We start from the raw sequence: 19,599 nt of genomic DNA, 5'->3' as shown, positions 1-19,599 counted from the left end.
TGCAGCGGCTCCTCATTGCAACGGGAGTGCTGCTCGTTACGACTGTAGCGGAAGCCCAAGCGCCCGCTGGCGCAGCGGCAGCCCCTCCTGGCGCAGCGGCAGCCCCTCCTGGCGCAGCGGCAGCCCCTCCTGGCGCAGCGGCTGCCCCTCCTGGCGCAGCGGCTGCCCCCCCTGGCGTAGCGGCAGCCCCTCCTGGCGCAGGGGCTGCCCCTCCTGGCGCAGCGGCGGGTCCTCTACCACCGCAACCGGACACATTGGAGCCCCTCCACGCGACCGCCTCGGCCCTGGACACGCCTGCTCCTCCCGCAGGACCGAAGTCTGGCGTCGATCCGGTGAGCAGCATCCCGTCGCTCACGCTGGCCCCTGAGCTGTCCGCGCCATGGCTCGATATCATGGCTGCGTCTCTCATCGTCAGCGACAAAGGGGCCGCGGTCAGGGGCATCTTTGCACCCTTCGTGTTCGTCGACTCGCCTCCTCCCGTCATCGCTGACACGCGGATCGAGCTTCGCGGCCAGAGCGATCCATCCAAGCCATGGGGAGTGAGCCTATCTACCGGCTACAGCTCTGCGACCACCGATCTCCAGGTGATCGACCCGAACGACGCGAAGAGGCTTTGGAGCGAATGCGACAGCAAGGCGCAAGCGGACGCGAACACCGCCCTCGGCAAGGCAACCACCGAGTTCGCGGCCAGCCTCAACAGGCTGCTGCCGCCAGCGGGGCAGATCCAGCCACGGGACCCATCGAGGGAGGCGCTGAAGTCATACGCAGGCAGGCTGTACACCGCATGGCAAGATCTGCCGGACGCCAGCCGAGAGTCGCTCAAGAAGGAGGCCGCTGCCCTCGCGAGCACCGTTTACTCGACGGAGGACACGAGAGCCGAGTGCTGGTACAAGAAGTACGCCTCGGAGCGCATGCGGAGAGCGTACTCCCATGGCTGGGCCATCCGTGTCGAGGGGACCTTTGACTTCTTTCCCTACGCCGAGGGACCCGCGGTGAGCCCCGACGGCGAGCAGCCGCACGCGGCCCCGGTCCCGCACGCGGTCTCGGGCGCGAGCGTCACCCCGTCGGTCCTCTGGTTCCCGGCCCCGGACGCGCGGCTCGCGGGCGCGTTCGCCTACTCCGCGAAGAGGACGAGCCCGACGGTCGAGGACCCCCAGCGGCGCGTCGGCTTCATGCTCGACATCGCCAGCAACTTCGGCATCGGCGATATCGACGTGAGCGGCTTTCAGCGCGGCATCGCTGTCGGCGGTTCGGTGAGCGTCCAGTGGTGCAAAGAGAAAGGCGGCTGCGACGACGAGGCGCCGTACTACAAAGGGGTGAAGACCAAACGGACCGTCACGCTGGGCGGGTACGTCGACCTCCGCGCCGCGGAGAAGCTTCAGCTCCGGATCGGCGTCCCCATTACCCTTTATACCCTTGCCGCGGCGCCGGCGAACAGCGATGGCGGAAAGCTCGTGTGGGCGCTATCCCCAACGCTCGCTCTCTCCGCCACGCAGTGGGTGCTCTGAATGTAGGCTCCGTGCCTGGTCAGGCGCTCGCGGGCGCCCGGTGGAGCTGCAGCAGGTCCATCGACGGCGCCCTGCCGGTCAGCCGGAGATCGTAGCGCTGCTGCAGCAGCCGCAGCACGTTCGGCGTGAGGAACGCCGGCAGGCGCGGCCCGAGCACGATGCCCTTGACGCCCAGGCTGAGCAGGGTGAGGAGCACCGCCACGGCCTTCTGCTCGAGCCACGAGATCACCAGCGTGAGCGGCAGCTGGTTCACCCCGCAGCCGAGCGCCTGGGCGAGCGCGCCGGCCACGCGGAGGGCGCCGTAGGCGTCGTTGCACTGCCCCATGTCGAGCAGCCGCGGCAGGCCGAGGTGGGTGCCGTGGTCCTGGTTGCGAATACGGTACTTGCCGCAGCCGAGCGTCAGAATGAACGAGTCCCGGGGCGTCTGCGCGGCGTAGTCCGTGAAGTAGCTGCGCGCCGCCTCGGGGCCGTCGCAGCCGCCGATCAGGAAGAACCGGCTGATCTTCCCGGCCTTCACCGCCTCCACGATGGCCCCAGCGTGCGCGAGGATCGCCTCGTGGTGGTAGCCGACCTCGGTCTCGCGGACGAAGTGGTCGGGCAGCGGCGGGCTCGCGAGGGCCGCCCGGATGACCTCGGAGAAGTCGCCGCCGCGCACGCGCCGGCCGCCGGGCACCGCGGTGACGCCGGCGGTGAACAGGCGATCGCGGTAGGCCTCCTTCGGGATGAGCACGCAGTTCGAGGTCATCAGGATCGGCCCAGAGAACGCCAGGAACTCGGCCTTCTGGTGCTGCCACGCGGAGCCGTAGTGGCCGACGAGGTTCGGGTGGCCCGCGAGCTCCGGATACGCGTGCGCCGGCAGCATCTCGCCGTGGGTGTACACCCTCACGCCCGTCCCCTCGCACTGCCGGAGCAGCTCGGCGAGGTCCGAGAGATCGTGCCCCGAGACGAGGATCCCCGGCCCCGCCACGGTGCCTTCCCGGACCATCGCCGGCTGCGGCTCGCCGAAGCGCATGCGGTGGCCCTCGTCGAGCATCCTCATCACGAGGAGGTTCACCTGGCCGCACTCCAGGCAGAGCTCGAGGAGCGCCTCCGGGTCGAAGCTCACGTTGGTCAGCGTGGAGAAGAGCGCCTCCTCGAGGAAGCCGTTCACCCGTTCGTCGCGCATGCCGAGCTTTCGCGCGTGGTGCGCGTAGGCGGCGACGCCCTTCAGGCCGTAGATCAAGAGCTCCTGGAGCGACTGCACGTCCTCGTCCTTGCCGCAGACGCCGGCCGTGGTGCACCCGGTCCCGTGGGATGCTTGCTCGCACTGGTTGCAGAACATGGTCATGACGGACCTCGAGGGTTGTGGGCCCACGCGCGCTGCGCGGGCGCCGGCCGGAGAGCGCGCGTGGGGCGCAGCGCGGCCGCGCAGGGCGCGTCCTCGGCGGCCACGAGGCCAATCAACGATCGTGCCGGCGGCTCGCCCCGGATCCCGGGAGGCCAGAAGGGGACAAGGCCGGGCTGTCCGGCGCTGCCCCGCGGCGGCCGAGGCGCAATCATGGCGTAGGGGTGCAAACGGTGCGCGAGAGCGGCTCGAAGAGAGATTGCGCCGCTCGCCAGGGACGCGCCTGACGTGCGCTGATCCTGTTCAGCTCAGGGAGACGAAGCGTCTCGGCGGCGAGGTCGACCTTCCCACGCGACCATGCCGCCATTCCAATCCCAGCTGGCGCTGCCGTTACCCCATGATCCACGTTCACACGCGACGTTTTACAAGATGTGAGCTGCTCCCCGCCGAGGGACACGAGGCCGCTCGAGTCGCCGCGCCCGAAACGGATAGCGCTGCAGCCCTGTGTGCCAGTAGAATGGAGGATCCTTGAACTCTGAATGAGGTCGCAGTGGAAAATCATGTCATGGTCAAACGAGGGCGCTTTGCCCGGTTTCACCGTTCCATCTCGCTCGCCCTGATCTCGCTGAGCGTTGCCTGCGGCCAGGCACCGGCTGGCGACGGCAACAGCGGCAACGGCGACGGCGGGGGCAACGGCAACGGCGGGGGCAACGGCGACGGCGGGGGCAACGGCGACGGCGGGGGCGACGGCACCGCGGCGCCTCCCCCCTCCCTGACCGGGGAGGTGTCGTTCTCCACGCCCAGCCAGACGTTCAGGGATCAGATCCAGGTGGGGATGTCCACCCCCATCGAGGGGGCCGAGATCCGCTACACGCTGGACGGGCTGCTGCCGACCGCATCCTCCACGTTGTACACGGGCGAGCCCGTGACCCTCACCGTCACGACGCAGGTCCGCGCGCAGGCGTTCGTGGGAGGCGCCGCGAGCGGCGCGGCGAGCACAGGCCTCTACATCGCGCGCACCTTCGACGCGACCTCCGATCTTCCCATCGTGCTCATGGACGGTTACGGCATGGGCAAGCCGACGGACAAGGAGGTCTACTTCGACGCGGCGGTGATGGTCTGGGAGCCGGTCAACGGCGTCGCGTCGATCGCGTCGCTGCCCACGCTGGCGATGCGCGGCGGGTACCACGTGCGCGGTCAGTCGTCGCGGAACTTCCCGCAAACACCGTACAAGCTCGAGCTGTGGGGCAACGACGACAAGGACCTCGACTACCCGGTGCTGGGCATGCCCGCCGACTCGGACTGGGCGCTGATCCCTCCCTACTACGACCGCACGTTGATCCGCAATCCGTTCACCTACAGCCTCGGCCGCGACATGGGCCTCCAGGCGCCACGGGTCGAGTTAGCCGAGGTCTATCTGAACTACGACGCGCGCGTCGTGGGCGAGGCGGATTACCAGGGCATCTACTGGATCTCCGAGACCATCAAGAACAACAAGGTCCGCACCGATCTCAAGGAGCTCAAGGAGACGGACCGGGCACTGCCGGACATCAGCGGCGGCTACATCTTCAAGTTCGACCAGGCGGCCGCCGAGGAGCCGAAGCTCGCCTGCACCGGGTCGGATCCCCTCCCGTCGTTCAGCTTCGGCGGCGGCGGTCCTCGTCCCGACGAGGGCGGCACGTGCTGGATCGATCTCGAGGTCGTGGATCCTGATCCCCTGAATGACGAGCAGGCGACCTGGCTGACGCAGTACATCCAGCAGTTCCACGACAGCATCCACCAGACGCCGATCGGCGATTACGCGTCGTACATCGACGTGCCGTCGTTCATCGATTACCTGATCATCAGCGAGCTGACGCTCAACGTGGACGCGTACGTGCGGAGCGCGTATTACTTCAAGGATCGCGATCAGAAGCTCAAGGCCGGGCCGCTGTGGGATTACAACTTCGCGCTCGGCGGGGTGGGCGCCCAGAGCGCGACGCCGCAATCGGAGAACGACACCGGCTGGCGCTTCAGCGGCACGAGGAACGTCAACAACTGGTACCAGAAGCTCACCGCGGATCCGAGCTTCATGGCGCAGGTGAAGGCGCGCTACACGGCCCTTCGCCAGACGCACCTGTCCGAGGCCGCGATCGAGGAGCGCATGAACCAGCTGAGCGCGCCGCTCTCGCAGGCCGTGGTCCGCGACTTCGCCAAGTGGCCGGTGTCGAGCATCATCGAGTCGAGCGAGGGTTTCCTCGGCGGCCCCACCGCGCCGACGTGGGAGGGGCAGCTGCAGAGCATGCGCGACTTCCTGCGGGCCCGGCTCGCCTGGATGGACGCCAACTTGCCGTGACGCGGCGCGGGCCGCCGCGCAGCTCGCGCGGCCCTCCCCGACCGTGCACGGCGAGGCGCTAGCCGCGCTGCAGCCGGCTCACGGAGAACGCGCCGTCGCCGAGGAGGGCCTGCGCGCCGAGCGCGGTCATCAGGAAGGCGACGTACTCCCAGCCGCCCCCCTGGCCGGCGAACATCCAGCCGTTCGGCAGGTGCACGAGCAGCGCGCCGAGCATCACCGGCAGCAGCAGGAGCGAGACAAGGCGCGTCCTGAGCCCGGCGAGGAGCGCCGCGCCGCCGATCAGCTCGGCGAGAAACACGGGATACGCCGTCCAGCCGGGGAAGCCGCTCGCCGCGAAGAACGCGACGGTGCCCGGCAACGTGAACACGAGCGGCTTGGCGAGCGCGTGCGCCAGGAACACGGCGCCCAGCCCGAGGCGCAACACCAGCGCGGCCAGCTCGGCCGAGCGGGGAACGGAGAGGATCGTTTCGACACGGTTCATGGGTGATGCCTCCATGACCCAAGCAGTAAGCCCCGGCGCCGCGCCACGGTAGAGCGCGCCCGGGAACGAATTGTTCTCCGGGGAGAACGATCTGCCGCTACGCCCACGAGATCCCGCGGAACGCGGCCGCCAGGTGCTCCATGAGCCGCCGCACCCGCGCGGGCGGGCGCCGGCCGGCGGCGTGCACCGCGTAGATGCCCATGGGCCGGGGCGCGAACGCGTCGAGCAGCGTGACCAGGCGCCCGGCCGCGAGATCCTCGTCGACCATGAAGCGCGGCAGCACAGCGAGGCCGATCCCGGACACGGCCGCCTCGCGGAGCGCCGTCCCGTTGCTCGCCGTCAGCGGGCCGGAGACGGGGACGGAGATGCGCCCGCCGGCCCCGTAGAAGCGCCACTCGTCCTCGACGCGCAGGTGGACGTAGCGCAGGCAGTCGTGGTGCAGGAGATCCCCCGGCTGCTCGGGCCGCCCCCGCCGCTCGAGGTACGCAGGCGCGCCGACCACGTGCAGCGCCGTCGTGGCGAGCTGGCGCGCGACGAGGCTCGAGTCCTTGAGCTTCGTGATCCGGATGGCCAGGTCGACGCGCTCCTCCACCAGGTCGACGAGCCGGTCGTTCAGCATGAGCTCGACGTGCGCGCCCGGGCTCGCCCGGAGGAACCGCGCGAGCGGCTCCGCCAGGTACATCTGCGCGAAGCTGACCGGCGCGTTGAGCCGGATGCGGCCCCGGTCGGCGTCGGACGCGCCCCGCACCGCGGCGGCGGCCTCCTCGAGCACGCGCGCGCAGCGCGCATAGAGGTTCATGCCGGCGTCCGTGACGGTGAGCTTTCGCGTGGTGCGAACGAGCAGGCGCTCGCCGAGGCGCTCCTCCAGGCGCGCGACCCGGGTGCTCACCATCGACTTCGACACCCCGAGCTCCGCCGCGGCCGCCGTGAACGAGCGGCGCTCCACGACGCGCGCGAAGCACAGCAGGGCGGGCAGATCGTCGAAGAGCGGGTCGACCATGCGCCCACTGTGCGCGGCGGGGCGGATTGTTCGCAACAGCGAACATCCCGGGATCGGCGCCGCCGGCCACGGCCCGGCCAACGCGGCGCCGCGCGGCGGGCGGCCGGGGCCTCCTCGCGGAGCGCGACGTTCAGAGGAGACCAGGCGACGACGCCGCGACGCTCCGCTGGCCGCGTGACGCGGCGCGCGACCGCGGTACGCCTGCTCTCGACGCGCCGGCGCCGCCGGTCGTGGCGTCGCTCCGCGCGCGGGATCCCTGCACGACAGGGGCAAGCCCTGTGCCCGGCATGCGGACGGATAGCAACACGACGGCGTTCGAGCAGGGCCTCCCACACCACCTCGCCGCGATCGCGCGTAGCGCACGGATCGGCGCCCCGCTATAAAGGAACCACCACGAGAGAGAGGGGGTCCCATGGCCAGTTCATTCGGTTACCTGAGCACCAGCGTCGATGTCTCGTCCGTATCGTTCGACGCGATCAGCAAGTACATGCAGGTGCTCCTCCTGCGGAACATCGCGACGGGGACCTGGGTCTTCAGCAAGGGCGCGATGCAGTCCGTCAAGGGGTGCGTGCTCGCGTCCCCGTCCCTGCCGGACGACAGGGGTCAGACCGACCAGGACTATGTGCACCACTGGATCCGGGACGCGGCCATCTGCATTCCGGAGGCGCTCGACAACCCGGTCTTCACGGCGCGGACAATCTGCGAGGATTACACGATGTTCTCGGCGCTGTGCCAGGAGAACGCCGAGCGAGCGAGCAGGTTCGCGCTGGCGTGCTTCCACATCGACGGCACCGTGCGCGACAACTGGACCTCGCAGACGGACGGCCCGGCGCACCGCATCCTGTCGCTCCTCGCCATCGAGGATCGGCTCTCGCTGCAGGCGCTCGCCACGGCCAGGTCCATCATCGAGAAGGACACCCGGTACCTCCTCTCGGCCTACAAGGAGCAGACGCACAACCTCTGGGAGGAGACGGCCGGGTTCAGCTTCTATGCCCGCTCCGTGCAGCGAAAGGCGTTCCTCTCGCTGATCAGCCGCGCCGACGAGCACGGGCTCTCTCCGTACATCAACGACATGTGGGCGGCCGCAGAGTGGCTGGGCAGCCAGATGGCGACGCACCAGGGCACGTACGAAGGGCAGCCGTACTACGCGTCCATCACGGGGCCGAACGGCAGGCCCGTCGAAGGCAGGGGAGCGACGCTCAACGTGGATGTCGTCATGTCGGCCGTCTACGGCTCCACGAACTGCGCGGACCCGGTGCTGCTCTCGACGGCCGCGCTGGTGCGCGAGGCGTTCACCCAGGGCGACCGGCGGTACCGCATCAACGACGCCGATCGGGCGCTGCCTCGGAGCAGGGGGCCGATGATCGGGCGGTACCCCGAGGACACGTACGACGGCAACCTGTCGGATCACGGTCCGGACGCCGGTCACCCGTGGGCGCTCACGACGTGCAACTTCGCGGAGCTCTACTTCATGCTCGCGGCGAAGATCAAGAGCTCCCCCGGCGCCGTGCTCGTGAACGCCACGACGCAGAAGTTCTTCGCGCAGGTGGGCGTCAGCGATCCCGCCGATCCGGACATCGCGGCGAAGCTGATCGACGCGGGCGACAGGATGCTCGAGGCGGTGATCTACCACTCCGATCGCCTCCAGCTGAGCGAGCAGTTCGATCGCGACAACGGGTACGAATGCAGCGTGAGCGATCTGAGCTGGAGTTACGCGACCTTCCGGAGCGCGGTCAGGGCGCGCGAGGCCGCCGTGGGCGATTTTCCGAGCCGCCACGGGTAGCCGGAGCGCGGCGCGCTCGTGCGAGAGGTGCCCGGCGGCGAGGTTCGACGCAGGTCAGGTCAGCGCATTGTCCTGACGGTTGAGCACGGCGTTGAAGACGACCGCCGGCACCCGCAGGCGCTCGTCGCCCTCGTAGAGCTGGCGCAGCTCGGCGAAGCGCGCGTCGGGTGAGCGGGTGATCGCCGCGAGCCGGTCGAACAGCGCGAGCTGGTCGTCCCGCAGCGGCTCGTCGGGTCCGATCATCGGACCCCAGTCGTCCCACGGCAGCATCTCCATGTTGTTGAGCGCCGCGAGATCGCGCAGGACGTTGCCGCTGATGAACCAGAGCCCGCGCATGTCGAACATCCCGAACTTCGACGGATCGGCCTCCCCGGCGCGGCACTGCGCCCAGGCGTCGCCCGCCACCACGAAGCGGTGGCGCGGCACGTCGAGCACGTCGAAATCGGGCTTCAGCGCCGCCCGCTGAACGTCGTCGATCTGCGCGTCGACGAGGACCCAGCGCTCCTCGGCGGCGTTCCAGTGCTCGCAGACCCAGTGGTCCACGAAGTCGCTGGCGTGGAAGTAGCCGCCGAAGCCGCAGCGGGCGCGGGCAGGGATCCCCTTGGCGCGCAGAAAGGCGACCAGGAGCACCGTGAAGTCACGGCAGGAGCCGACGAGGCGCGTGTCGAGCGGCCGGGCGGCGGAGAGCGGCCGATCGTCGTGGGCAAAGAGGCGATCCAGCCTCCGGTCCGTCGGGCGGAGGTGGGACTCGGCGCGGCGCTCGTCCGAGAGCTCCACGCCATAGGCCTGCGCCCAGTGCACGTGCAGCAAGAGGCCCTGCACGACGCGCACGAGCGAGGCCACGTCGCCCGGCAGCTCGTCGAACCGGGGCGTGTGCGCGCCGCCGGACGTCATTGGCGCTGGGCGCGTGTAGAAATCGAGGATCTCTCGGGTGGTCGTCATCGTTCTCTCTCCACGAGGTCGGCCGTCCGGGGTGGTGATATCACTCGCGCTAAGGAATTTCACTTCTCGATCCGGACGAACACCGCGCAGGGCGCGGTCCGAGCGGCCGCGTTGACAGCTTCGATTTTTTTGGAAGAAGCCCCTTGCGCCAGTACTTCTAGATCCGTAGAAGTAGTGCGTGCCCTCGACACTGGAGCGCCACGCTGAACAACTGGCCGCGCTCGGTCACCCCGTCCGCCTCGCGGTTCTGCGCTTCGTGGTGCAAGCCGGCGCCGACGGCGCATCCGCAGGCGAGATCCAGGCGCACATGCACATGCCTGCGTCCACGCTGAGCCATCACCTGAAGCGGCTCGTCGACGCTGGCGTTCTAAGGACGCGCGGAGAAGGAACGTTCCACTACTACAGCGCCGACTACGCGGCGCTTCGCGGCCTCACGGACTACATCTGGGAGGACTGCTGCAAGCGCGGGAAGAGTTGCTGTTAATTTTTTTCTCCACTATTTCCAAAAATTTGGAAGGAGTACCTGAGATGAACGTCCTCAAGCCTCACGTTTCGCTGAACATCTCCAACATCGATGCCTCAGTCGCGTTCTACGAGAAGGCATTCGGTGTGCGCGCCGCGAAGCGTCGACCTGGCTACGCCAAGTTCGACCTTGCGTCGCCTGCCCTCAACCTGACGATGCAAGAGGCGCCGCGCACGGGCGTGAACGCGAGCCATTTCGGCATCCAGGTCGCGAGCACCGACGACGTGCTCGAGGCCAAGCGCGCCTTTGAGGCGGCCGAGCTCAAGACCTTCACGGAGGACACCGCGTGTTGCTATGCGGTGCAGGACAAGGTCTGGATCGAGGACCCCGACGGCAACTCGTGGGAGGTGTTCGTGGTGAAGGGCGACGCGGACGTGATGGGAAGCCAGCCTGCGAGGAGCGAGCCTGAGAAGAGCGAGGCGGCGTGCTGCGCGCCTGCCTGCTGCGCCCCCGCGAAGCTCGGCGATGCAGCGCGCTGATCTCACCCGAAGGGCCGCCAAACCTGCCCCAGCGCGCATCCGATGTCGTCGTTCCACGAGAGGAGGCCCGCACGTCATGACAGCCACACCGAAGCTGATCCTCTTTGCCTGCGTCCACAATGCGGGCCGATCGCAAATGGCCGCAGCATGGTTCAACGCCCTGGTCAACCGCTCGAAGGCGCGCGCCATCTCCGCCGGCACCGAGCCCGGCTCACGCGTTCACCCCGAGGTGCGCGAGGTGATGCACCAGGTCGGGATCGACCTGTCCGAGTCGACGCCGCAGAAGCTCACGCACGCGCTCGCAGCGGACGCGTACATGCTGATCACGATGGGCTGCGGCGAAGCTTGTCCGACGGTCCCAGGCGCGCGACGCGACGACTGGCCCTTGGAGGATCCGAAGGGAAAGCCGCTGGAGCGCGTCCGTGCCATTCGCGACGAGGTGAAGGCGCGCGTCGAGGCGCTCATCGCGGCCGAGGGGTGGCGTTGAGCGACGCGAAGATCGAGCCGGCTGCGTCGGGCGATCTCGACGTGGTTCGGGGGCTGCTTGTCCGCGCGGAGCTACCGACGGCCGGCCTGCTCGACCAGTTCCCCGCCGCGTACGTGGTCCTGCGGCGCAGCCTGGAGCTCGTCGGCGTAGCTGGGCTCGAGACGTACGGGCGAGTTGGCCTGCTGCGCTCCGTGGCCGTGGTGCGGACGCTTCACGGGCAAGGGTTCGGCCGGGCTCTCGTCGCCAACCGCATCGATGCGGCGCGGGTGGAGTCGCTCGAGGCCGTCTACCTGCTGACCACGACCGCCGAGGACTATTTCCGGGCGCTCGGCTTCGCCTCGACGCCGCGCGAGGCGGTTCCAGCCGACCTCGCCGCCTCCCCGGAGTTCGCCGGCGCCTGCCCGGACTCGGCGGCCTGCCTGCTGCTCCGCTTGTGAGGCCAGGAAGCCGCGCAGCTTTGGCTCCTGCGTCCGCTCCTCGGGGCGGAGTCAGGCTCGGTCCTCGGACGCCACCGTGATGGCGACGCCCCCCTCATGCACGCTCTCAAGAAGGATCGGCAGCGTGACCTGGGTCGAGAGAAACACGCCACCTTCCTTCAGCGAGCCCTTGCAGCGTGCGGCGCTGGACAGCCCGGCGCCGCTCGGGGAACACTCGGGCATATGGGACACGAGGGGGACGACGATAGCGCTCAGCTGGCTCGCCGCCTGGAGGCGATGGAGCAGGAGATGGAATCGCTGCGGGCGGACGCAGGCAGATGGCGCGCGCTGATGGCGGCGCGCTGCCTCAGCGTGTCGATCCACCAGCCCGTCGGCAGGACCCACGCCGTCAACGCCGGCTGGGAAGCGCTCTGGCGAGCCCCAGCCGAGGAGTTCTTGCAACTGAAATACAACATGCTGGAGGACCGGCAGCTCGCCGAGAACGGGATCATGCCGCACATCGAGCGGTTCTTTCGCGGCGAGGAGGTCGCGATCCCGCCGATCAGCTACGACACCGACCTTGTCGAGGAGCTCACGGGCAAGAAGGGCGGCGCGGTGTGGGTCTGCTCCTTCGGGGTGCCGGTGCGCGACGCCGGGGACGGGTTCGAGGGCGTGCTGTTCCAGTTCGCCGTCCCGGAGGCGGCCGAGATCCAGCACAAATACGAGGCCCTGCTCGAGGAGCAGCGGGCGCTCCAGGCGTCGCTGGAGGCGCGGAACCGGGAGCTCGAAGAGACGGTGCGGGTGATCGCGGCGCAGCGGGACGCGATCCAGGCGATGAGCGTCCCGGTGATCCGCGTCGCGGACGGCGTGCTCTGCCTCCCCATCGTGGGCATGATCGACGACGCGCGGGCCAGCGCGCTCCTGGAGCGCCTGCTCGAGGCGATCGCCGCGCAGCAGGCGGCGCAGGTGCTGCTCGACATCACCGGCGTGCCGGCGCTCGACGCCCGGGCCGCCGCGCAGCTCGTCGGGGCGGCGTCGGCAGCGCGGCTGCTCGGCGCGTCCTGCACGCTGGTGGGCGTCTCGCCCGCGCTGGCGCAGACGCTTGTCGAGCTGGGCGTCGACCTCGGCGGCCTCGACACCGCGGCGACGCTGGCCGAGGGGCTGACCCGGGCCCTCGCCGCGCGCCGTGGGGCGGCGCAGCGGAGCGCGGCGTTCGCGGCGCATCGGAGCACGACCGTCGCGGCGCACGCGCCCGAGCGAGGCGAACGGGGAGCGGCGCATCGGCCGGCGGCGCTGCCCCGTGGAGAGGCGTATCGACCGGCGGCGCTGCCCCGTGGAGAGCCGCATCGGCCGGCGGCGCTGCCCCGTGGAGAGGCTCCGTTTCGCAAGCGGTGAGCGCTCGCCCGGCCACAGCAAACGGCGCGGCGGGCGGACCCATGCTCTGCTGTTCACCATCAAGCTGTCGAGCGCTCGCAGCGCTCGCAGCGCTCGCAGCGCTCGCAGCGGCGCCGTCCCCTGCGCCCGGCGTGCCGCTCCAGGCCCGCCCGAGGCGACACCACCCGTCCCGACCGGTCAGGTCTTCACCGCGCCCGCGGTGAGCGGGCGGCGCGCCCCGGGCGGGGGCGGCCGCGGCCGTTCCTTCACCGTTCACCGGGGCGCCGCGCCGTCCTTGGCGGGCGGGGCGCCGAGCCCGAGCTCCTTGAAGAGGAACGCGAACACGTCGGCTTGCTCCTCGATCTCCTCGGAGAGCGGTGTCCCGGCCCCGTGGCCCGTCGAGCCGCTCGCCCGGAGCAGGATGGGCGCCGAGCCCGACGAGGCCGCTTGCATCCGCGCCGCCATCTTCCGCGAGTGCCATGGATCCACCCGCGGGTCGTTGGCGCCGGTCAGGAACAGGGTCGCCGGATAGGCGGTCCCGTCCTTGACGTGGTGATACGGCGAGTAGGCGTGAAGGGCCTTGAACTGCTCGGGGTCCTTCACTGTGCCGAACTCGGTCACGTTGAACGCCCCGTTCGGCGTGAGCTCCACCCGGAGCATGTCGTAGATACCGACGTGCGACACGACCGCCTTGACCATCTCCGGGTGCTGCGTGAGCAGCGCTCCCATCAACAGACCGCCGTTCGAGCCGCCGCGGATGGCGAGCCGCGCCGGGCTCGTGACGCGCCCGTCGATGAGGTGCCGCGCGCACGCCGCGAAGTCGTCGAAGACGTTCTGCTTCTTCGTCAGGTTGCCGCCGCGGTGCCACGCCTCCCCGAACTCGCCGCCGCCGCGCAGGTTGGCGATCGCGACCACCCCTCCCTGGTCGAACCACAGCCGCCAGAGCGGGTTGAACCCGGGAGCCATGCTGATCCCGTAGCCGCCGTATCCCGTGAGCAGCGCCGGCGCGGTCCCGTCGAGGGGTGTGCCCTTCCGGCGCAGGATGTTGAGGGGGACCTTGGTCCCATCCTTCGAGGTGCACGCCTCCCGGGCGACCTCCACGTCGGCATAGGAGACAGGGGCCGTCATCGCGAGCGCCGTCTTCGTCACCTTGCCGTCCCTGGCCGAGTACGTGAACCAGGCCGCCGGCTCGGTGTAGCTCACGCCGCGAAAGAGCATGTCGTCCCCCTGCGTGCGCACGAGCTGCCGCACCGAGGAGACCTGCGGGATCGGCACCGTCCCGACCGCCTTGCCCTTCAGATCGAAGACGCGGACCTGCGACGGGCCGCCGAGCAGATCGCGGACGTAGAGCCGCCCTGTCGTGGGCAAGAAGTCCTGGATCACCGCCTCGCTCTCCGGCACGACGAGCTCCGCCCTGGCGAGGTCCAGCTTGCCCGGCGAGAGGCGCAGCACCTTGCCGCGCGGCGCGTCCTTGCGCGACAGGAGGTAGAGCCGGTCGTCGGCGCCGAACACGACCCGGATGACCTTGTCGGGCAGGTCGGCGAAGCGCGCCCACTTGCCCGAAGCGTCGAGGAGATAATGCCAGTACTCGCCTCCATCGCCGTTCTGCACGCTGGCGAGCACGAGCTTGCCGCTCTCGCTCGTCGTGAGCTCCACCTCGGCGATGCGGGGGAACTCCGTGCCGAGCGCGTACCTGTCGTCCTTGTCCGGCGTGCCGAGCTTGTGGAAGTAGATCTGCTGAAAGAAGCCCATGTCCTCTCGCGGGCGCTCCCCGGGCCGAGGGTGTCGGGTGTAGTAAAACCCCTTGCCGTCGCCCGTCCACGCCAGGCTGCCGCCCGCGGTGCCGCTGTTCGCGTAAGGAACGGTGTCGCCCGTCTCCTTGCCCGTCGCCACGTCGTAGACGCGCACGGTCCCGCTCTCGGTGCCGCCTTCGGACAGGGAGACAGCCACCTTCTTGCCATCGCGCGACGGGACGAACCAGTCGATGGCCGTGTGCCCTTTCGGGTCGATGACCTCTGGATCGACGAGGGTCCGCGCGGAAGCGGGGTCGTTCACGGACCTCAGGACGACGAGGAAAGGCTGCTGCTTCGGCGGCTGGTCCTTGAGCGCGAAGATCTGCCCGCCGGCCTCCTCGAGCGCGTAGTGGTTCGCGGAGGTCGCCGACAGGATCTCCTGCACGCGCGCCCGGATGGCGCCGCGCGCCGGCACGGCGTCGAGGTAGGCGCGCGAGAGCTGGTTCTGCTCGGCGACCCAGCGCTCCACCTCGGGGGAGCTCCCGTCCTCCAGCCACGGGTAGTCGTCGACGACCCGGGTGCCATGGTACTCGCTCGCCACGGGCCGCTTCGCGGTCGCTGGATAAGGAAGCCGCCCCGCTCCGGAGGGCGCTGCCGGCGCGGCGTGCGGCGGCGGGGTCGCGGCGGCCGGGGTAGCGGCCGGCCTGTCCAGCGGCCTCGACGCGGGGGCGCTGCACGCCGCGAGCAGGGGCAGCGCCAGGGTGAGGGCGGAGGTCGTACGCAGGCGGGTCATGTACCCGACGCTAGCCGGCGACAGGGCGGTCACGGAAGAGGGCGAGCGTCGTCGCGATCCTGCAACCGTGCAAGCCGGCTCCTCGCACAATCGAAACCCGCCCGATCGGCGCCCGAGACATAAGTAGGGGATTTTCCGAAGGGTGTACCTGGTACGGAGAATGCTTAACCCTCGACCAGCTCCGCCGGCGGCCTCCGCCTAATCCCCCGAGGCGCCCGGCGGCGCTGCTATTTTGTCCTCTTGATCTCGGGCGGCCGCTCTGGTCGCGGCGCCTCGATGGTTGAGGCCGGTGGGCGCCGGCGTCCCTGCATCGATGGCAGAGGTCGCCCTGGCACCCGGGCAGCGCGCGAGGCGCGGCGCCCTTCGTGCTACCGTGCGCCGCATGTCAACTTACGCGAACGAAGGGGCGGCTGCGAACGGCGAGGTCCGCGAGGTCGACGAGAGCGTCCTTAAAGATCTCGAATCGAAGTACGCCGAAGTGGCTTGCCCGGTGCACGGCGAGCCGCCGAGCTTCGAGCTCGCGCCCGACGGCTCCGTGGTCGAGCGCTTCTGCTGTCCAGCGCTCCTCTCGATCGTCCGCGAGCTCCAGGTCGCCGCGGGCGAGCGCCCTCCGCCTCCAGAAGGCGAGGACGAAGAGGTCAGAGGCTGATCCCTGTCGCGCAACGAGGGGTGTCCATGAAAGCGGGGGGAGGACCGTTCCCGGCCGGCGCGCTTTAAGCTGCGCGCCATGCTGGACATCGATCGCCGCACCTTCATCGCCGGCGCCGCGGCCTCCGGACTGCTCGCCTCGTTTCCCCGCCTCGCCAGGGGCGCGCGCGGCGAGGCTGTCGACCTCTCACCGGTATACGACAAGATCACCGAGCAGCGGAGGCCGTCGATCGAGCGCATCCAGCGCTGGATCCAGCAGCCATCGATCTCGGCGCAGGACGTAGGCATCGCCGAGTGCTGCGACCTGACGATGGATCTCCTGCGCGACGCCGGCTTCGGAACGGTCAAGAAGATGAAGACCGACGGGCATCCGGGCATCTTCGCGACGCTCGACGCCGGCGCGAAGCAGACCATGGGCTTCTACTTCATGTACGACGTCCAGCCGGTGGAGGAGAAGGAGTGGTCCTCCCCGCCCTTCGCGGCCAGGCTTGTCGACAAGGCGGACGTCGGCAAGGTCATCGTGGGGCGCGGCGCGGTCAACCAGAAGGGACCGCAGGGGGCGTTCCTGGCCGCGCTGCACGCGGTGCGCGCCGCCGGCTTGCAGCTGCCGGTCAACCTGGTGGTGGTCGCCGAGGGGGAAGAGGAGCTCGGCTCGCCGCATTTCTCGCAGGTGGTGCGGAACGATGAGGTGATGAAGGCGCTCGAGAAATGCCAGGGCGTGATGATGCCGGCGGCGGACCAATCGCTGTCGGGCACGGTCAACGTCGTCCTGGGCGCGAAGGGCATCGTCTACGTCGAGCTGGAGGCGAGCGGCGACGCCTGGGGGCGCGGCCCGCGCGGCGGGGAGATCCACTCCAGCATGAAGGTGGTCGTCGACAGCCCGGCCTGGCGGCTGGTGCAGGCGCTCGGCACGCTGGTCTCGGCGGACGGCAACGAGCCGATGATCGACGGCCTCACCGACGCCGTGCGCCCGGTCTCGAGCCAGCAGAAGAAGCTGCTCGACGACCTGTCGGCGCGCTGGGACGACGCCGACTGGAAGAAGGTCTTCGGGGTCGACACGTGGGTGAACGACCTCGACGAGCGCGCCATGCTCGAGCGCTACGTCTCGCGCCCGTCGGTGAACATCGACAGCCTCTACGCCGGCTACATCGGCGAAGGCTCCAAGACCATACTGCCGCACCGCGCCTTCGCCAAGATGGATATCCGGCTGGTGCCGGACATGACCGCGACGGACGTGCTCGCCAAGCTGCGAAGGCACCTCGACAGGCGCGGCTACAAGGACATCGCTATCAGGAACATGGGCAGCTACGACCCGACGGACACCGCGCTCGAGGCGCCGCCCATCCAGACCCAGCTCGCCGTCTACAAGGCCGCGGGCCTGGCCCCGGTGATCTGGCCGCGCCTCGCCGGCTCCTGGCCCGGCTATCTCTTCACGGGAAAGCCGCTCGAGCTCCCCGCCGGCCACGTCGGCCTCGGCCACGGCTCTGGCGCCCACGCCAAGGACGAATACTTCGTCATCGAGCCCGCCGCCGGCAAGAAGTACCTCGGCCTCGACGGCGCGACCCGCTCCTTCGTCGATTTTCTGTTCGCGCTCTGAGGCCCTCGCGCGCCCCTCCGGTGGGTCGCTTGAGCCAGCCGCCGCCACGCTCTATGCTGGTCGCCGGCGATGCTGCTCGGACACGACGCGCTGAGGAACCTCTGCCGGGCGCGGGACCTGCTCTCCGAGGTGCGCGAGTCGAGGTTGTCGATCGAGGACGTGGCGCGGGAGGTGGCGATCTCCCCCTACCACTTCATCCGGCAGTTCGAGGCGGTGTTCGGCGTGACCCCGCACCAGTACCGCATCCGGCGGCGCCTTGATCTGGCCAAGCAGCTCCTGGCGGCTGGACATCACTCGGTGACCGACGTGTGCATGGAGGTCGGGTTCTCCAGCCTCGGCAGCTTCAGCGCGCTGTTCGCGCAGCGGATCGGCGTGCCGCCGTCGGCGTACCGGCGCCGCGTGCGCGCGATGGTGCAGGTGCCGGGGAGGCTCCCGTGGGAGCTCGTCCCCGGCTGTCTCACCCTGATGGGCCGGCTGCCGCCGGGCGCGTTTCGCAGTTTTCGAGAAGCATGAGCCGGGCGGCCCTGGCAGAGTCGGCCCGAACCGTCAGCTCAGCGAGGCGATCGATGAGGATCAAGCTCAACAGCATCATGGTCGAGGACCAGACACGCGCGCTCACGTTCTACACGGAGGTGCTCGGCTTCAAGAAGAAGAACGATTTCCCGGTCGGCGAGTACCGGTGGATCACCGTGGTCTCGCCGGAGGGCCCCGACGACGTGGAGCTCGTGCTGGAGCCGAACGCCAACCCGGCGGCCAAGACGTTCCAGCAGGCGATGTTCGCGCAGGGCATCCCGCTCACCGCGTTCGAGGTGTCGGACCTCAAGGCCGAGTTCGCTCGCCTCAAGGAGCACCAGGTCGCGTTCACCCAGGAGCCCACCCCGATGGGCCCGGTCATGATCGCGGTGTTCTCGGACACCTGCGGGAACCTGATCCAGCTGTATCAGCCGCTCTGATACCCCATCGCCAGGGCCATCCCCGGCCCTGACAGGGTATCATCCAGGGACGCGCGGCTCGCGAGGCATTGCGCGCGTCACCGCGTCGGCGCAGGCTCGGCCTTGATGTCGCGCTCCGGCTCGCGCCGGTCTCGACGACACGGGCCGAGGTTCTTCAGCAGCTCGACGGGCAGCGCCACGTCGACCGAGAAGCGCTGCTCCTCCGGCTTGATCGTCCCGGGAGGGCGCCGCGCCTGCGTCTCCACCCGCGCGTGGTCGAGCAGCTCGGCGAGCTCGTCATTGTCTTCGCGCATCGCGTTGAGCCGCCCCATGGAGAGCGCGGCGCCGAACAGCTTCGACAGGTCCTCCATCTCCTGGCCAGGGGGGCCGGCGACCTCGGCGACGACGGCGACGTCCTCCGAGGCGTCGACGTGGATCTCCACCCGCTGGACGGTCTCTCGGATCCGCTCGGCGAGCTCGTCCTGCTCCGACGCCAGCATCTTCGAGAGATCGTCGGGCGACAGCACTCCATAAACGTCGCTGTAGGCCTGGTGTTCCTGGAGGATGGAGCCCTGCGCGGGATCGGTCGATTCGAGTCGATCGATCGCGTCCTCGACGAGATCGGGCTCGGCGCGCGGGTTCAAGAGCAGGACGTCAGGCCCCCACGTCGCGACGACCCTGCCCGTGTCCTTTTCCTCGTAGAGGATGCCTTTCTCCCCGTACGTCCGCGTGGTCCATCGCTCGCGCTCGAACTTTGCGCCCTCGAACGATCCCTGGAGCACCATGAGCCCCGCGCTCGACGAGGCGACGCGCTCCACGTCCTCCAGCACGTCGATCCCGAATCGGTCCTTCAGGCGCGCGACGCCGGCGCGCTCCTCGCCGCGCGACAGCATGCAATCGAGCCAGATCTGCATGATCGGCGACTCTTTGAGCGCCTCGATCTCGAACACCATGGCCGAGTGCTTCGGATCGACGGGCAGGGCGGCGAGCACCGGGTCGCGCGTCCATTGCGGCGCTTCGACGCCGGGTGGCGGGGCAGACAGCGGCGGCAGGGTGCGGCGGCGGCTGGCGCGCTCCATCTCCGCCGGCTTCGGATAGCGCGGAAACTCGATCTTCCGGGGCCGGACCGTGGGCTTCTCCTTGTCACCGCGCGACATCAGCCACGCGGCGAGCGCGAGCAGGACCATCGCCGCCGCGAGCCACACACCCCGCTTCTTCATCGGTCTCATCGGGTCGTCACCCCC

At 69.6% G+C, this 19,599-nt stretch carries 18 protein-coding genes; 12 read left to right on the top strand and 6 right to left on the bottom strand.

The window, feature by feature from the left end; translation table 11 throughout:
- Positions 1 to 332: 332 nt before the first annotated feature.
- Positions 333 to 1,508 (top strand): hypothetical protein, encoded by a 1,176-nt coding sequence (locus WMF11_RS04260; RefSeq protein WP_437976514.1) that lies wholly within the window; start codon positions 333 to 335, stop codon positions 1,506 to 1,508.
- 19 nt (positions 1,509 to 1,527) lie between these two features.
- On the opposite strand, the gene hcp is transcribed toward WMF11_RS04260, so the two are convergent.
- Positions 1,528 to 2,829 (bottom strand): hydroxylamine reductase, encoded by a 1,302-nt coding sequence (gene hcp / locus WMF11_RS04255; protein WP_437910947.1) that lies wholly within the window; start codon positions 2,827 to 2,829, stop codon positions 1,528 to 1,530.
- 568 nt (positions 2,830 to 3,397) lie between these two features.
- Between hcp and WMF11_RS04250 the strand changes: the two genes are divergently transcribed.
- Entirely contained in the window at positions 3,398 to 5,167 is a 1,770-nt protein-coding gene (locus tag WMF11_RS04250; RefSeq protein ID WP_437976513.1) for a CotH kinase family protein, read from the top strand.
- A 58-nt stretch (positions 5,168 to 5,225) separates the two neighbouring features.
- Here WMF11_RS04250 and WMF11_RS04245 read toward each other — a convergent pair whose 3' ends face one another.
- On the bottom strand, positions 5,226 to 5,648 hold the full coding sequence (locus WMF11_RS04245) for a DoxX family protein (protein ID WP_437976512.1): 423 nt from the start codon (positions 5,646 to 5,648) through the stop codon (positions 5,226 to 5,228).
- Positions 5,649 to 5,745: 97 nt separating this feature from the next.
- Positions 5,746 to 6,648 carry a LysR family transcriptional regulator gene (locus WMF11_RS04240; protein WP_437976511.1) on the bottom strand — a complete coding sequence of 301 codons (903 nt, stop codon included), beginning with the start codon at positions 6,646 to 6,648 and terminating at the stop codon, positions 5,746 to 5,748.
- 412 nt (positions 6,649 to 7,060) lie between these two features.
- Here WMF11_RS04240 and WMF11_RS04235 point away from each other — a divergent pair, with 412 nt between their 5' ends.
- Complete coding sequence (locus WMF11_RS04235) at positions 7,061 to 8,431, top strand: glycoside hydrolase family 15 protein (RefSeq protein WP_437907112.1); 1,371 nt, start codon at positions 7,061 to 7,063, stop codon at positions 8,429 to 8,431.
- Between the two features lie 54 nt (positions 8,432 to 8,485).
- Here WMF11_RS04235 and WMF11_RS04230 read toward each other — a convergent pair whose 3' ends face one another.
- Complete coding sequence (locus WMF11_RS04230; protein ID WP_437976510.1) at positions 8,486 to 9,373, bottom strand: transglutaminase-like domain-containing protein; 888 nt, start codon at positions 9,371 to 9,373, stop codon at positions 8,486 to 8,488.
- A gap of 178 nt (positions 9,374 to 9,551) precedes the next feature.
- Between WMF11_RS04230 and WMF11_RS04225 the strand changes: the two genes are divergently transcribed.
- From WMF11_RS04225 to WMF11_RS04205, 5 genes are all read left to right on the top strand, one after another.
- The gene (locus WMF11_RS04225; RefSeq protein WP_437297850.1) at positions 9,552 to 9,857 is read left to right on the top strand and encodes an ArsR/SmtB family transcription factor; all 306 of its coding nucleotides are present in this window, start codon (positions 9,552 to 9,554) and stop codon (positions 9,855 to 9,857) included.
- 44 nt (positions 9,858 to 9,901) lie between these two features.
- Entirely contained in the window at positions 9,902 to 10,375 is a 474-nt protein-coding gene (locus WMF11_RS04220) for an ArsI/CadI family heavy metal resistance metalloenzyme (RefSeq protein WP_437976509.1), read from the top strand.
- 76 nt (positions 10,376 to 10,451) lie between these two features.
- Positions 10,452 to 10,862: an arsenate reductase ArsC gene (locus WMF11_RS04215; protein ID WP_437907109.1), complete on the top strand. Its 411-nt coding sequence runs from the start codon at positions 10,452 to 10,454 to the stop codon at positions 10,860 to 10,862.
- Entirely contained in the window at positions 10,859 to 11,299 is a 441-nt protein-coding gene (arsN2, locus tag WMF11_RS04210) for an arsenic resistance N-acetyltransferase ArsN2 (protein ID WP_437976508.1), read from the top strand. Before WMF11_RS04215 ends, arsN2 begins: the two co-directional genes overlap by 4 nt.
- Before the next feature lie 288 nt (positions 11,300 to 11,587).
- Positions 11,588 to 12,673 carry an STAS domain-containing protein gene (locus WMF11_RS04205; protein ID WP_437907107.1) on the top strand — a complete coding sequence of 362 codons (1,086 nt, stop codon included), beginning with the start codon at positions 11,588 to 11,590 and terminating at the stop codon, positions 12,671 to 12,673.
- 252 nt (positions 12,674 to 12,925) lie between these two features.
- On the opposite strand, the gene WMF11_RS04200 is transcribed toward WMF11_RS04205, so the two are convergent.
- Positions 12,926 to 15,178 (bottom strand): prolyl oligopeptidase family serine peptidase, encoded by a 2,253-nt coding sequence (locus WMF11_RS04200; RefSeq protein WP_437976507.1) that lies wholly within the window; start codon positions 15,176 to 15,178, stop codon positions 12,926 to 12,928.
- A gap of 382 nt (positions 15,179 to 15,560) precedes the next feature.
- Between WMF11_RS04200 and WMF11_RS04195 the strand changes: the two genes are divergently transcribed.
- The 4 genes from WMF11_RS04195 to WMF11_RS04180 all read left to right on the top strand — a co-directional run bounded on the left by WMF11_RS04195 (position 15,561) and on the right by WMF11_RS04180 (position 18,376).
- Positions 15,561 to 15,827, top strand: coding sequence for a hypothetical protein (locus WMF11_RS04195; RefSeq protein ID WP_437907105.1), 267 nt, complete (start codon positions 15,561 to 15,563; stop codon positions 15,825 to 15,827).
- A gap of 78 nt (positions 15,828 to 15,905) precedes the next feature.
- Complete coding sequence (locus WMF11_RS04190) at positions 15,906 to 17,423, top strand: M20/M25/M40 family metallo-hydrolase (RefSeq protein WP_437976506.1); 1,518 nt, start codon at positions 15,906 to 15,908, stop codon at positions 17,421 to 17,423.
- Positions 17,424 to 17,492: 69 nt separating this feature from the next.
- Positions 17,493 to 17,936, top strand: coding sequence for a helix-turn-helix transcriptional regulator (locus WMF11_RS04185; protein WP_012233393.1), 444 nt, complete (start codon positions 17,493 to 17,495; stop codon positions 17,934 to 17,936).
- Between the two features lie 53 nt (positions 17,937 to 17,989).
- Complete coding sequence (locus tag WMF11_RS04180; protein ID WP_437297839.1) at positions 17,990 to 18,376, top strand: VOC family protein; 387 nt, start codon at positions 17,990 to 17,992, stop codon at positions 18,374 to 18,376.
- A 77-nt stretch (positions 18,377 to 18,453) separates the two neighbouring features.
- Here the strand turns inward: WMF11_RS04180 and WMF11_RS04175 are convergent, their stop codons facing one another.
- Entirely contained in the window at positions 18,454 to 19,575 is a 1,122-nt protein-coding gene (locus WMF11_RS04175; protein WP_437976505.1) for a hypothetical protein, read from the bottom strand.
- Positions 19,576 to 19,599 lie beyond the last annotated feature (24 nt).

Source organism: Sorangium sp. So ce295 (assembly GCF_051527405.1).
GTDB lineage: Bacteria > Myxococcota_A > Polyangia > Polyangiales > Polyangiaceae > Sorangium > Sorangium cellulosum_B.
This window is presented reverse-complemented; position numbering and strand designations above follow the sequence as displayed.